Genomic DNA, 15,618 nt, shown 5'->3' with positions numbered 1-15,618 from the left:
GTCAAACCCGAAGTTACCGTTCTGGCCGAAGTTACCGGCCGAGTGATCCGGCGACACCGTACCGCTGTCGGCGAAGGCGCGGGTCCACAAGCTCAGGCCACCCTTGATCGTCTGCGTGACCGCGCCCATCCGATCTTCCAGCGTACCGATCTGACTGTTCATCAGGCTCTGCACGCCCGGTGCAGCGGAGGCCGCCAGCGTACCCAGCTGACTCAGGCCGCTCACGGTCACGCCGACGCCGATGCTGGAGGGCGGCGGCGTGACCGGCGGTGGTGTCGTCGGTGGTGGTGTGACCGGCGGTGGCGGTGCGGCCGCGGCGACCGTCAGGCCCAGCGAGGTCAGGTTCGGCGTGCTCACCAGCGCCTCGCTCAGGCCCAGGAAACTCTTGGGCTGGGTAAACGTGCCCAGCACAAACGCTCCGGCAGCGGCGGTGCCGCCCACCTGCACCAGCGGAATCATGCTGGAGGCGGTGGTCGGATCGGTCAGCAGGTTCACGTTGACCGTGCTCACGCTGCCGGTCGCGACATTGCCGGTGATCTTCAGCTGATCGCCAGTGCCGCTCGCGCCGTTCACATCCATGTCGAGCTGACCGTTACCGGCGAAGTTGCCGGCGATCGTCAGCACGTTGTTTGCGGCACCGTTCTGAAAGTTGATCGTACCGTTGTTGGTGAACGGGTTGGGATTGACCTGGGTGCCGGTGTCCATGGTGATCGTGTTGCTGCCCAGCACGGTGATCGTGCCGGTATTGGTGAACTGATTGCCGGTCGGATCGCTGCCTAGACTGATCGTCGTGTTACTCAGATTGATCGTGCCGGCGTTGCTGACGGTGTCGTCACCGGCGCCGAAGTCCGACGCACCCACTGCGTTCCAGATGCCGCCGACAGCGTTGGTCAAGCTGTCATTACCCGTACCGGTCTGGATCGCGCCGGTGATCGTGCCGCTGTTGTTGAGGGTGGCGTTCGACGCGCCAGTGCTCAGCACGGCCACGCTGCCGGCCGCTGCCGAGTCCGCGGTGATCGTGCCTCTGTTGATCAGCGTGATATTGGTCGGGCTGTTGAAATCCACGCCCACCGCTGACGTCGCATTGCTCGCGAGGATGTGGCCAGTGTTATTGAGGGTCACGTCGCCAGCCGAAGTAATCATCGCGCCGTAGGCTTCGCCGCCGGCACCAACGAAAGTGGCTGAGAGCACGCCGTCATTGTTCGCGGTCAACGCACCGGTACCGGTGTTGGTCAGTGACAAACCGGTCGCCGTACCGCTGGCACCGGTGGCCGTGGCGTTGACGATGCCACCCGCGTTGATGGCCATGGCGACGCTGTAGCCGGTAGCCGAGATGCCGGTGGCGGTCGCGACGCCGGGCGCCGTCGCCGTGGCGAGCACCGTGCCGGTATTGGTCACGTTGACGAAACCGTCGGACCAGCTGAATGCCGAGACTCCTGTCGCCGTTGCCGCGCCCAAGGTATCTGCACCGCCGACGGTAGCAGTCGCCGAGAGCAGGCCAGCGTTGTTGACGGCGATACCCGCATTAGCGTTGACGAGAGACGAGGCGGAAAGTCCGAGGGTCGCACTGATGCCGGTGGCTTTGGTAGAGACGTTACCATAGTTGGACGTCGATGACGCCGTGATCGAACCGGTGTCGCCATTGCTCACCGTCATGTCCGCCAGCGAGAAGCTCCCTCCTCCCAGATAGGGAAACGTGCTCATGGAGACACCGACAGCAGAGAATGGGAGGGCGAACGCGCTTGTCGTGGAAGCATCGGTTTGCGCAGTGGCAGTGATGCTGCCTGAGTTAGTCACGCTCGCCGCCCCATAGGTGGACCACGTGCGGATACCCATGGCGTCGTCGGGGCGGAAAAAGGCGGTCGCACCATTGGAGGTGACCGACGCCGCGATCGAACCGGTATTGGTGATGGCAATGGTGCCGTCCGCGGAATACTGCAGGAGGTTTACACCCTGGAAGTCGTCAACATCCAGTCCAATAGCACTCCCACTGGCATACGGCCCTGCAAGGGGGTCGACGGACGCGTTCGCAGTGATGGAGCCGGAATTGCTGACAATCGTAGCGCTGTTACTGTTTCGTATCACGACGCCAGCCACATCGATATATGGACTGCTGGCCTGGTTGCCGTCGAAAAAGCTGGCGCTGATCGAGCCGCTGTTGTTGAGTGTCAGGTTGAGATGGTGGTAGGCGTTCCCGGGCTGGTATTGTCCATACACACCGAAGGTGTTGCCGCTCTCACCGAAGACAGAAATGTCGCCTGAATTGGTGATCGAGTCAGGGGTGTTCGTGCCGTTACCGAACATCACGTGTATGCCCATAACGTTGCTCGCATCGACGGCGGCATTCGTGACGGTGATGCTGCCGGAATTGTCGACAACATCGTGGCCCGTCGCCTCGTCGATCTGGATGCCGTAATCACTCTCGGGGAGGGTAGAGTCGACCGTGATGCGGCCAGAGTTGGTGACCGTCGCATTGCTATATATCTCTGCGGCCCGTGCAAAGATGCCCCAGGCGGCTCCGTCAGAACCACCGTCAACAACGATGTCACCGGAGTTGCTGATCGCAACCGACCCAGAAAAGGTCAACACGTGGATGCCGCTCACCTGGCCGACGGAGTCGCCGGTGACAGAAATATTGCCGGAGTTGACGACAGAGTTGACGCCTAGGCCACGCTGGGAATAAACATTGATGCCCGACAGTAATGCACCGTTAGCACCGCTGGGGCTGGTGACGCTGATGTCGCCAGAGTTGACGACAGAGACTTCACCGAAAATGGTGCTTGCGTTGATGCCCCAGTTGGCATAGTCATAGGTTCCGGCGCCAAGGGTGTTGGGGGTACTGACGGCGACGTTGATGCGGCCGGAGTTGTTGATCGCGATGTCGCCCCGGTAGGTGACTGCATCGATGCCCTCTCCCCCGAGATAGTGGCCGGAGGCTCCTCCCAGGACGGATACGGCGATGGCACCCGAGTTGGTGACCGTCACGTCATTGCCGTAGTTGAGAAAGACCTGGATGCCGGTGGCATGCAGATAGCTACAGGTGCTGACGCAGTTGGTGCCGTCCGCGTTCGCGGAGATGGTGCCGGCGTTATTGATCACCGCGTTGTAGGTGTGCTCATCGATGTAACGACCGAAGCCATTGTGGCCGTCCTGGCCGGTACCGATGCCGATGGCCTCAATCGGGCTGGAGGCCGTGATCGTGCCGCTGGCGGTATTGGTGATCAATAGTTCGCCATTGCGGGCAGAGCCCTCGATACCTTCGCCCAACGAGGCGCCGGTAGCCGTAATGCTGCCTGAGTTGATGACCTCGGTGATGCCCGGCGAGTAGCCAGCGCCACTGGAGGCCACAATGCCAATGGCATGATTGTGTTGGTAGTAGGTCCCGCTGCCGGCTACCGCCGTGAGGTCGCCAGCATTGACGACCTTCGTCCTGCCGATCTGCGCTTGCGCCAGGATGGCCGTGGCGTTTCCGCTCACCGCGGTCGCCGAGATGCTGCCGGTATTGCCGACGTACGCTGCACCATACATAAGGCTATCGGCTTCCACGCCCACGGCCGGACTGTAGTTGAGGGATGTGGCCTGGATGCTACCGCCGTTGATGACGCTGGCGCTGCCATTTAAGGTTTGGGCCAGGACTCCCGTGGCCGTGCCGCCGTTCGAGGTGGCCGTGATGGAACCGCTGGCGAAGTTTTGGACGATCACGCCGGCTTGGCCATATGCTTCCACACCGATTGCCGCATCCTGGCCGCTGGTCACCAAGATCGAGGAGACGGCCCCGCTATAGCCGTTCCTAACTTCGGCGGTTATCCCGGAGGCGAGTACGCCCACGGCCTGACCATAGAGGGATGTTGCTGTAATGCTGCCTAAATTGTCGACGAAGGCAAGGTAGCTGTCGGACTGCACCAGAACACCAATGGCAATGCCGTCGACCGAACTGGCGGAGATCGCGCCCACGTTGCCGACTTGGGCCGCCCCACCTCCATAGGCCGACGCATCGACCGCGATGGCATTGCCATCCTGGGCGGTCGCAGTGATCGTGCCGTAATTCGCGACCAAGAGCAGACCACCATGCATCGCAGTAGCACTGACCGCGGTTACGTCGTAAGCACCGGTGCCGTAGGCATTGATCGCGCCGCTATTGAGCACCGTCACATCGCCGTAGGTGCTGCTGATGTCCATCGCCTTGGCCCCAGGCGCCGTGACGTTGGTGGTGATGCTGCCTTCGTTGAACACCGTCGCCGAGGTCGAGCCGTAGGCAAGGATGCCGCTGGCGCCCACGGTGGTGATATCGGCGTAGCTGGTCACCCCCACGCTACCGCTCCAGTTGGCATCAATCCCCATCAGGCCAGCCGCGGGGGTCACACTGGTTGGCGCGGTGTCGCCCAGCACCAGGGTGAGATCATCGATAGGTGTAAAGAAAGTACCCGGCACCGTAGTCGTGAAGGCGCCATCGCAGGACACCGTGGTCGGTGTCGTGAAGGTGCAGGTGCCCTGCGCGATCGCGGCACCGCTCCCTCCCAAAGCCAACAACGTGGCCGAAATAGCCAGGGCCGAACGAATGGCGCGGGTGACCGGCGCGACCGCGAGGTTCGGAGTGTGACGCGTCTTGTTTAGACGGCCATTCGTGTTTGCATTCATGACTTACCCAACCCCTTAAGTTTTTGAAAACCGTGGATGCCGCGTCCCGCCTCCCAGGATCGCGGCTGACCTTCCTCGATGCGCGCGCGTCGCTACTTGATCGTCACCGACGCGGTCTTGATCGCGGCCGCACCGTGGTTGTCGGTGACCGTCTCCTTGACGGTGTAGATGGCCGCCTTGAGATAGGCATGGCTGGGGTCGGCAAGCTTGGACGTGCCACCGTCACCGAAGGTCCACGCATGCGCGGTGATCGTGCCGCCACTTTCGGTGGAGCTGTCGGTGAATTTGGCGATCAGCCCGCTTGAGGTCGCGCTGAAGTTGGCGACCGGGACGATAGGTGGTGGTGGCGGCGGACTGCCGCTATCGATATCGCTGTAGGCGTTGCTCATGATCAAGGTGCCACGACCGGTCGGAAAGTCGTAACCCACCTTGGCCTGGTAGCCGCTGTTGTTGCCCACGGTAATATCGTGGAAGTCCGTCGCCGGTAGCTGATACAACCACGGGGCCGCGAAGCCGACGGCGGTGCCTCTGCCCGCGATCACGCGCGCCCAAAAGCCGACGAAGAGCGGGGAAGCCAGGCTGGTGCCACCCCATTGTGCGTAGCTGCCATCAATGACGATGATCGCACCGGTGTCCGGGTCCGCGTCCATGGCAATATCTGCCACGCCGCGCGTGGCCGCCGGGTCGAAACCGGTCTGCCAGCTTGGCATGGGTTCGAACGCACTTGGACTGCCGCCGGTGGCAAAGAAGGTCCCTCCCCCACCCCAGTTCCAGACGACCTCGTTGCCCCATGTGGTCGTCGTAGCCGTTAGCGTGGAGCCACCCACCGAAACTACGTACGGCGAAGAGGCCGGCCACTCGGCGCCGGTGCCTTCGCCGGTGCATTCGTTGGCGCCGGCGTCGCCAGCGGAAATCGAGAAGGTCTGGCCCTGCGCGACTGCTACCTGGAAGATTTCATCCCCGGCGGCGGCGGCGCCGTCGGCCTGCGCATCTAGTTCGCATCCGCCGATCGAGACGTTGATGATCTTGGCCACGTTCGCCGTCACCGCCGTATTGAAGTTGGCGACCAGACTGGCGAACGAAAAATCCGGGTCAGTGTAGAAGATGAGCTTGCCCACCTGGCCACCGCTCATGCCCACGATGTCTTGGCTATCCAGGTCGAATTCGCCCAGATCCGCGTTGGGTGCGGTGGCGCCGGTGGCGACGATCTGCGTCGTGACCCGTGCCAGATTGTTGGCGTCAGTAAAGGTGTTGAGATCGGCGAGGGTCTGGCTCTGCTCGCCCACGGCAATGATGCCGATGGTGACGCCTGCCGCGGTCGGCAGCCCGGTGCCGTTGTAGATGGAGGGGAAATCGACCGGGTCGTAACCCATCTCACTCGCCGCGGCGCTCGCCTTGGGTTGCGCGCGTACGGCGAAACCATGCGCTAGATGCACATTCTGCAGGCCCATCACCGTCAACACGCCATCCTGTAGGGAGGGCGGCATGTGCGCATCACTGGTGTTCGCGAAAGCCGCACGGCCATCGTGGGTCTGCACTCGCGCGAACGAAGTCTGGAAAGCTGCCTGCGCGCTATCGGCTGTGCCGTCCGCCGACACCAACAGGCGATTTGGCGCGATCACCACGTTCGTGAAACCCAGCTGGGTCAGGTACGTCGCGACCGCCTGGGCCTGTAGCTGCGTCGGTGCATGTAGCGCCGAGAACTGTGCTGGCGTCAGCGTCTGATGCGCGGCAATGAGACTATTGAGCTGGTCACTGTTGCGCAACTTGAGTGCGACCACGATGTGCATGGGTAGCGTATGCGGCAACACTCCCGCAAAAGCATCGCCCTGACCCAGCGCCGTAGTGCGGGCCACCGCGGCACCCATACCGTTAGGGACAGCATCCGCGTGAACTGACATGACGGTAACTGCGGCGAGTGCCAGCGATACGGTCATGGCCAATGCCGTGAGCCGAGAGTTATAAAGCGTCTTCATGGTCATGGGTCCCGTACAAAAATGGGTGATGAAGCAACCCGGAGAACTCCGGGAACGCGGCGCACTGCTATGGCGAACAAAAATCCTTGCGCTGCTGCGGCGCGGTGCATGGCAACTGAATACCTGGGCTAGTAACGCCGGCACGAATCAACTCGCCAGGAGCTGACGTAAGACGATATCGAGGGAGAATCATCCGCAACTGACACCAAGCATCCATGCTGGTGGCACCCGGTTATGCCGACCTATCGAGACGATGCATCGCCCGCGAGAGGGTGCTGCGTAATCGGTTCCCTGGTTTCCCTGGCAACTGTGCTCAAGCTTCCCTGTAGTGACTCTGTCACATGGATAAACTTCGCACGACGGTCGTTCGAGCTACTTCGTATCACTCGAAAGAGGGATACGTGTGTGGGCACACTGACCACCCTCACGACCAACCACAATGCACCCGGCGTGGGTGATGATGGGCCGTGAATCTCCTTCAATCGTGCGGCATAGGCCGCTTGGCGTTATCGGCCAGGAATGCAACGAAGTGCACCGCGAGCACAAGGCCCTCCCCGTCTTTCAGTTGCAGAAGCTGCATCTGCTCGATGGAAAGTGACTTCTCGCCTGTGGCTGGAAGCGGGATACCACGCTTGATGTTGCCGACCGCATACCCCCAAAGACGGTGGCCTCCATGCCGACCCATTTAGATCGCACCGAGCCGCCAGATCCGGGCGGTGTCCTTGTCGATCACGCGATACGCAAGTCGCACACGCCGGCCCCGCGCCCAGCTCGAAAGACGGGCCGCAATATCGGAGACATGGTTGAAGCGCCCCCTCAAGATGACGCCATTGTCGTCGGCGATCCGCGTCGCATGTAGCACGAAGCTATCGCCATCGTTCAGTTCGAGCACGCGTTGCTGGCCGGGAGTGAGCGCAGCACCCGTGCGTTGGGGCAACGGCACACCCGACTCGATATGCCCTACGTCGTATATGGTATCCATGCACCCACCTCCGACTGCTGGTTGCTGATTGATTCACGGTGACGTGCGCAGTACGCGCTTTGATCGTCCGCCGCCTTGTCTACGCATCGTTTGAGCCGGGGTATCGGCTCCTGGATGATCAACTTCGGCAGCATGGCAAACAGACGACCCCATGAAAACCGGGCCACATGGGCCCGGTGTTGTCTTGCCGAATCGCCTTGGTTTCAGTGCGCTGCGCCGCCAAATTTCCAGTCAAGCTGCAACATCACTTCGCGACCGTAAGCGTTGTAGTTGTCTGGGTTGAAGTACGGGAACGAGGTGAAGCTCGAATCGTTCGGCGGCATCTTGTTGAGCACGTTGTTGACCAGTAGCGACAGATCGAGCCCCGGAAGCGGGGTGTAGCTGAGGCTCCAGTTCCACGTGATCCACGGTGCTACGCGACCCGCGCCTGGGTACCCCGCTCCGTCCACCATCGCGGTGTAGTTCGGCGTGGGGCCATAGCGGTGCACGTATAGCGTGCTGGACCAGGTGTCGTGCAGCGACCAGTTGAGCGCACCGGTGCCGACGCTCTTGAACTCCGAGCTGTATAGCGGGTTCGTCAACTGATTGATTGGCAGGCTACCCGGATAGATCTGGTAGGAGTGCTTGAGCATGTCGTTGTAGTCGAACTGCAGACCGAACACTCCGATGCGCGTCGGCTCGAACATGTACTTGGCTTCGGCAGTCACCGAGTCGGTTACCTCATTGGAAATGTTGACGTAGTATTGGGTGATGTTGGTGACCTGGTCGGTGAACGAATCACGCACGACCTGCCCGTTGTTGCCATTCGTCCCCAGTACTGCCGTGCACTCAGCGGAGCCCGAGGGAAGCTGGCCAAGCAGGCACTGCGCGTCCTGCTTCATCAGCAGATCCGTCGACTGCGGCGCCACTTCATTCTGGATGGCGATATGCAGAAAGTCTGCACTCAGACTCAGATGATCGATCGGTGCCCAGACCAGACCTCCGGTCCAGCTCTGTGCTGTGGTGGGTTGCAGCTGCCGATTAGAGAGCAGCGCGCCACTTACCTGCTCGGAGAAATTCGCACCACAGTTCTGGTTGCCGCCCTGGGTAGCGCAAAGGTAATAGTCAGTCACATCCTGATAGTTGCCACTGGGCCCGAGGAACAGGGCCGACATGTCCGGTGCCAGGAACGAGGTCGCGTAGTTGCCGCGCAGCAGCAAGGTCTCGAACGGGCGGTATTCGATACCGGCCTTGTAGGTGAATTTGCTATTGGTGCCACCATCATTGACGCTGTAATGGTCGTAACGACCGGACAGATCAATAGTCAGCTGCTTGAACACCGGAAGGTTCACCTCGAAGGCCGTCCCGTAGTGGCTGCGCGTACCACCGCCGGATGTGCCGGTGAGGCCCCAGATGTCACCATTCTCAATCAACGGGTTGATCGGCTCGTACCACGCCTGGTTGCCACCCTCGACCAGGAATGCGAACCCGGCATTACCGCCGGGCAACGCGAACAGGCTGTCGTTACTTACCGTGGCGCGGGTGTTGTTGATCCACGTATTGCTGGAACCATTGATGTTCTGCATGAAGCTGCCGAGCTGCTGCGGTGTCAGCGGGGTGTAGAACGCCTGGTAGTTCGGGTTGTACGTGTTCAGCCCGGTGTTGGGGTCGCTGCCGAGATTGGGCCCGAGTATGTTGTTGAAATAGCCGTCCACCGCCGAGGCGAGACGCTCAGGAGAACTGGTGGTGGTGCGGTCGCCCGAACGCAGGAAATATACATCCCAGTCCCAATTGGACTGCCCAAAGATGCCGTTGGCACCGACATCGGCCTGGTACATCAGGTCATCCTGGCGGCCCAACTGGTTGTAGTAGTTGTTGCCGACTTCTTCCGGCCCAAAGATGCGTTCGGCATTGAGGATATTGCCGGTGCTGGCATCCTCGATCAGGCCTTCCGGATAATCGATCGGTCCCCACCAGTTGAAATTGGAACCTGGCGTATATTTCTGCCCCTGCCAGTCGAGCAGGATGTCGCTGTACAAGCGCACGTTTTCATTGACGTTGTACTTCAGCTTCAACATGCCATCGTAGCTACGACTCTGGTTCTGCAGCGTGGTGTAGCCCAGTACCTGACGCGAGCCGCAATAAGTGCCCGTGCGGCTGGCAACCGTACTGGACTTGTCATTGGTGGTGGAGCCGTTGAACAGACCGCTCATGGCAGCGCAACCGTCCGTTGGGCTGATATAACCCTGTTCGGCGCCGGTGTAGGTATTGATGTTGCCGTAGTTGCCGATGAGCGCGACCGGCGAGGGTGTGGGCGACAGTGCCGTGAACGAACGCTGGTAACCCCAGATCGGAGCCTGGTTGTCGAACTCCACCGAGCCCAGCACGTCAAGCTTGCCGAAGTCATGGCCGAACGCGAACGCGAAACGCTGGTTCGAACCGCCGCCGCCGTCGTAGCTGCCGGCACGCGCGGTCACTTCGTAACCATCCATGTGCTGCTTAGTGACAATGTTGATCACACCCGCAATAGCGGCGGAACCATAGATCGACGAACCGCCGCCCGGGACGATATCAATGTGATCGATCATCGACAGCGGGATGTTGGATATGTTGGTGAAGTTGCTATCGCCGTTGTAAAGCTGACCGAACTGGGTGATCGGCTTGCCGTCGATCAGGGTGAGCGTGTACTCCGGGTTCAGGCCGTACAGGCTCACAGCCTGCGCGCCCTGGGTGAAGCCACCGCTCTGTTGCGGACCCTGCACCGAACCGGTGGCCTGCACGGCATTCTGCAGCACTTCTTGCACGCTATTGAACCCGCGCGCCTTGATGTCCTCGGCGGTGATCGTATAGGTGGGCGTGGCGGTCTGGATCTGCGCGTTGTTGATCAGCGTTCCGCTGACCAGCACGGTATCGAGGCGTTTGGCTTTCTTTTCTTCAGCTGTGGTCGTATCGGAAGACTGGCTGGCGCCCTGCGATTGATCCTGAGTGGGCTGACTCTGATCAAGAGAACCCTGGCTGGCAGTGGTCGATATGGCCGTTGTGGATTGCGCGTGTGCGTTCGAGATAGAGCCCACCACCAAGGCTGCCAAAATGGCAGCCGCAAGCTTGGATTTCAACATTAACTTGTTCCCCTGCAACGTTATTGATCATCGAAGGGCGCAACCCACACTGGGATTGTGCCGATAGCTAAAGGCATGACTTGCGCTCCGCGCGCGATGGTCGACACGACGCACTTCGCACGAAAGGGCAGCCGCAAATCCGGCTCCCTTGCTCCTTGGCAACTGTGCTCAAGCTTCCGTGTGGCGACTCTGGCGTATGGGGCAAATTTGCACGACGGTCGTTCGAGCTATCTGGTATCCCTCGAAAGAGGGATAGGCGTGGAGGCCGCCGTAGGCAAAAGCATCAGCAGTCCTATGGCGATCGAGAGCGACGTGCAGAGAACGTCAACGACACGCGGCGAGAATTCAGGTTGCGCACGACGCTGACTCGCATCGAGTGGAGTAGATTGAGCACTGTGCGCTGGCATGCTGCTCGGTAAGCGCTGCGCATTCCCTAGCATCGAAAAACTTGGCCCAAGAGTTTCGTGGAGACAGTAGTGAGCCGACTAGCAAGACTGATGCTTGGATTACTCTGGGTCGCCATCCCATTTCAGTCTGCGATCGCGCTTGATCCGACCAAAGCCATCACCCAATACGTGCACACCGTTTGGCGAACAGACGAAGGGCTTCCCGAAAATTCAGTCAACAAGATCCTTCAGACGACGGACGGCTATCTTTGGGTCGGCACGCAAGCGGGCATTGCTCGATTTGACGGAGTGCACTTTGCTGTCTTCGATCACACCAATACTCCCGCGTTTCACGACGATTACATCGTAGACCTTGTCGAGGACCGCCAAGGAACACTATGGATCGCGACCTCAAATGGTGGTGTCACGTCTTTTCACGATGGCATCTTTACCCATGTAGATGCGATCGGCGCACGCGGTGGGATGGCTCTTGCCGCCGACCTCGATGGCAGTGTGTGGATAGGCGGCTATGGCGGTGTGACGCTCTTCAACAACGGGAAAGTTATCAAAACCTATACGGCCGCCAATGGATTGTCTGGTGATCCAGTCAGGCAACTAGTCACGGATAAAGACAAGTCTCTTTGGATCGCCACCGCTCACGGATTGAATCACCTGATCAACGGCAAGATGGAGGCTTACTCAACCAAGGATGGGCTGCCTCGCAATGATGTGGCCAATTTGCATTTCGGTGCTGACGACACCTTGTGGGCACAGGCGCAGAACTCCGAAATCGTGCGCCTAATACACGGCCGCTTCGAGCCCTGGAAAATTCAAGGCATGGCTGGCCACACGGTTGGCATGCTTGAGGATCGCGATGGAAATATGTGGATTTCCACGGCGACTGAAGGGCTGCTTCGGATTAATGGCCAGCAAGTCAGTCGATTCACGACGAAGGATGGCTTGAGCAGCGACCTGGTGACCAGCCTGTACGAAGACCGTGACGGGGACATCTGGGTCGGCACGAATGAAGGCGGCCTCGACCGCTTCCATGACGGAAGCTTTACGACCTACGCCAAGGAGGAAGGACTGGCAGACGATCAGACCTATTCGGTGATCCAGGACCACGCCGGTGATATCTGGGTGACGACAGCGGCCGGGCTCAATCGGCTGCGGGGAAATCAAGTCCGCGTGTTCACCACCGCCGACGGGCTGCCGACCAACAGCACCTGGTCGTTGTGGGAAGATCATGCGAAAAATCTCTGGGTGGGGACATCGGATGGCGGACTAGCTCGGATGTCACAGGGGCGCTTTACCCCAGCGCTTCCGGCCCGCAATGACGTGCCTGCCTACATGGTCGGGGGGATTCTCGTGGACGGCGCCGATCAGCTCTGGATTTCAACGAGGGGCGGTGGACTAGTGCGCTACAGCGATGGTCGCAGCCGCTTGTATTCCAGAACAGATGGGTTGTTGGCCAATTTCATCTACGCCGTAGCAGAAGGCAAGGCAGGCACCCTATGGGTCGGCACCAGCGACGGCCTCAATAGCATTCAGGATGGCCGTATCCTGAGCTATGCAACCAACGGCCTGTCCGACGCGGAGGCGCTCGCATTGCATGTGGATGCAAAGAACACGCTATGGATCGGCACTTTCGGGCGGGGCCTGTTCCGACTCGAAAATGGCCGCTTCACGCGATACACCACCCACGAGGGCCTCCCGGACGATACGATCAATAACATTCTGGAGGACTCCACCGCCAACCTATGGTTTGGATCGAACAAGGGCGTCTTCCGCATCAGCCGCCTTGACCTGGATGCCGTAGCCGCCGGCACCAGCAAAACAGTGCATCCCATCCTCTTTGGCAAAGCCGACGGAATGAAGAGCAGTGAAACCAATGCCGGCTCGCAACCTGCCGGTTGGCGTGCGCGCGACGGACGACTATGGTTTCCGACCATCCGAGGTGTGGTCGTCGTCGATCCCACGCGACTTTTCTTGAGTGATCGGCAACCGACCGCTCGAGTGGAGCAAATGCTTGCGGACGAGGCCGAGGTCAATCTCGCGGCACCGGCGCGGCTTGCGCCCGGAACACGTCGTCTGGAGATTCGTTACACCGCTCCCAATCTTTCATCACCCGAACGAACGCGGTTTCGCTATCGATTGGACGGCTTTGACGAGCAATGGACACCCGGCAGTATCCAGCGTGTGGCGCAGTACACCAATTTGTCGCCCGGGCGCTACACATTTCATGTCAGCGCGAGCGCCGATACTGGCCGTTGGGGCACGCAGGAGAGCACCCTGCGCTTCGTGGTGCTTCCACAGTTTTATCAGACTTGGTGGGTTCGCTTGCTAGGTGCTCTGGCGGTGATTATGGTGCTGTTGGGATTCTATCGACTACGGGTCAATTGGCTGCACGCAAGAGCTGCGGTCCTGGAAGAGCGACATCGAATGGCTGGCGAAATTCACGATAGCCTGGCTCAAGGCTTTAGCGGCATCATTTTCCAGACAGAGGCCGCGTTACTGCGCATGAAGCGCACGCATAGCACGACAGTAGGCCATGTGAAGTCGGCTCGCGATCTTGCCAGGAGCAGCCTACAAGAAGCGCGTTCCTCGATTTGGAACCTCAGCCCCCCAGCCCTGGATCAGAAAAGCCTGCTGGAGCAGCTCTCGGTGATGGCGCGACAACTTACTGGGGGGCGTGTGGATGAGCTGGACATCCATTCGTCCGGAAAGGCGTGGCTCATGCAACCAGAAGCGCAGCATCATATGGCACTTATTGTACAGGAGGCGCTATCGAACGCCGTCCAGCACGGCAGCCCAAGTAGGATATCAATCAAACTGGACTATAAGCCGGACTCGTTGCTGGTCCAGGTGGTTGATGACGGAAGCGGTATCCATTCGAATATCTCCGAACAACCCGGGCGCGGTTTTGGCTTGAAGAACATGCGCCATCGTTCGAAATGTCTGGGAGCTAAGCTTGAGGTGACGAGCGAGGATGGAAGAGGTACAAAGGTATCGCTTTATGTCCCTCGACTTGGAGCATTGGCGCGGCTATGGCGACATTTGCGCGGTGACAGCACAGCGAGAATTGACGGATGAACGTGCAACCGAAAATCAAAGTGCTGGTAGTGGACGACCATCCAGTGGTGCGCACCGGGCTCGGCGCTATCGTTAGTTCTCAACGTGATCTTGAACTCGTTGGAGAGGCGGCGACAGCTGCTGAAGCAATCGCGCTGTTTGAGGCGCATTCGCCGGATATCTCCCTGGTGGACCTGTCATTACCCGATCGCAGCGGCGTCGAAGTTATTGCGACTCTTCGCGCCAAGTCGCCCGTCGCGAAATTTGTAGTTCTCACTGCGAACTTGGGCAGCAGCGACATTTCCAAAGCGCTTCAGGCAGGTGCACATGCCTACTTGTTCAAGGATGCAACGTCCGATGAGCTGCTGACCACGATTCGCACGGTATCCCGCGGCGGCCGGTATTTATCACCCGCGGTGGGTAACCGGCTCGACAGGACCGCCGGCCATCCTGATTTGACTGCCCGCGAGTTGGAAGTGCTCCGTTGCCTGGTCCGGGGGCTCAGCAATGCTCAGGTTGCTAAGAAACTTGCGGTTACCGAAGAAACCGTCAAAACCCACGTGGGAAACATCCTCGGCAAGCTGGGTGTGGCTTCACGAAGTAAGGCGGTTGCGCTGAGTCTCAAGTCTGGTTTGGTGCAGCTCGAAGACATGTAGCCTGCCCGTTGATTTAGGCCGCGTCGCAGACAAGATTCGTCTTTCCCCCCGACTACGTATAGACCACGGCTTCATAGTCGGGCTCTAAGTTTGGGTCCCTTCAAGGGGGCACGAAGTCGTTCGATCACCTTCGCCCTCCATGCGACGTTGGCCACAATGTCGGCTGCCCCACTCAGTTCCTGGGCGGCGCGGGATTTCTCAGGCACAAAAAAGATGGGGTCATGGGAGCTCAGCATGCCTCACGCAATGAGGTCCTGAAACCATCAAATGGTTCAAGAGGTAGACCAAAAACTCTCATCAAGCTATTGATATGAAGACATATGTCGCAATGAAAGAATCAATTCATACCTAAATTCATACCCAAAATGAAGTGCTTTGGCTCAGTGCTTGCCACCGTGCGCAATATCAGGCGGGCGTGGCGCCCGAATTACCGCAGACTGCGCGCGATCCGCTCCCGACGGCCCGCAGCGCATGTCCCTGATCACACCGGAGTGCACCGGGGTTCAGACGCGTGGAACGGGGCTAGCACGCTACCCACGATAAGCGACGCTTATCGCTGTCAGCCCACTGCCTTGGGCCAAGAGAAACCTGAGTTGGAGCGGCCGGTGCGCCTCGGCACATGGCGGATGTGCGTGACTGTGCTGAAGTCTTCTTCGATCTTCGAGAATGGCGCTAGGCCCTGCGTTCGATTGCTGATTTTCTACGAAATATAGCCTCCGAGTGATGGCAGAGGCCAAGCCCGCAGGAACGCCTCCTGGGCTGAGGTTTCGATGGCGCCGCGCCGAACGGCGCGCACTTGGAGCATTGCAT

General features: G+C 59.8%; 6 protein-coding genes. 2 read left to right on the top strand and 4 right to left on the bottom strand.

What is annotated here, in order from left to right:
* The 4 genes from HDE77_RS11365 to HDE77_RS11350 form a co-directional block, all read right to left on the bottom strand.
* Positions 1–4,638: hypothetical protein (locus HDE77_RS11365; RefSeq protein ID WP_184417432.1), on the bottom strand; the 4,638-nt coding region annotated here is incomplete at its 3' end.
* 92 nt (positions 4,639–4,730) lie between these two features.
* Positions 4,731–6,614, bottom strand: a complete 1,884-nt coding sequence (locus HDE77_RS11360; RefSeq protein ID WP_184417431.1) for a protease pro-enzyme activation domain-containing protein — start codon at positions 6,612–6,614, stop codon at positions 4,731–4,733.
* 685 nt (positions 6,615–7,299) lie between these two features.
* Entirely contained in the window at positions 7,300–7,596 is a 297-nt protein-coding gene (locus HDE77_RS11355; RefSeq protein ID WP_184417430.1) for a hypothetical protein, read from the bottom strand.
* 203 nt (positions 7,597–7,799) lie between these two features.
* A complete protein-coding gene (locus HDE77_RS11350) occupies positions 7,800–10,694 on the bottom strand; it encodes a TonB-dependent receptor (protein ID WP_184417429.1) in 2,895 nt (964 codons plus the stop codon).
* A gap of 476 nt (positions 10,695–11,170) precedes the next feature.
* Between HDE77_RS11350 and HDE77_RS11345 the strand changes: the two genes are divergently transcribed.
* Together HDE77_RS11345 and HDE77_RS11340 are read left to right on the top strand one after the other, a co-directional pair.
* Positions 11,171–14,173: a sensor histidine kinase gene (locus HDE77_RS11345; protein ID WP_184417428.1), complete on the top strand. Its 3,003-nt coding sequence runs from the start codon at positions 11,171–11,173 to the stop codon at positions 14,171–14,173.
* Positions 14,170–14,808 (top strand): response regulator transcription factor, encoded by a 639-nt coding sequence (locus tag HDE77_RS11340; protein WP_184417427.1) that lies wholly within the window; start codon positions 14,170–14,172, stop codon positions 14,806–14,808. Before HDE77_RS11345 ends, HDE77_RS11340 begins: the two co-directional genes overlap by 4 nt.
* The last annotated feature ends 810 nt before the right edge of the window (positions 14,809–15,618 follow it).

The organism is Rhodanobacter sp. MP7CTX1 (assembly GCF_014205795.1).
In the GTDB taxonomy this organism is placed as follows: Bacteria; Pseudomonadota; Gammaproteobacteria; order Xanthomonadales; family Rhodanobacteraceae; genus Rhodanobacter.
The sequence above is the reverse complement of the archived record's forward strand: the minus strand, read 5'-3'. Positions and strand labels throughout refer to the sequence as shown.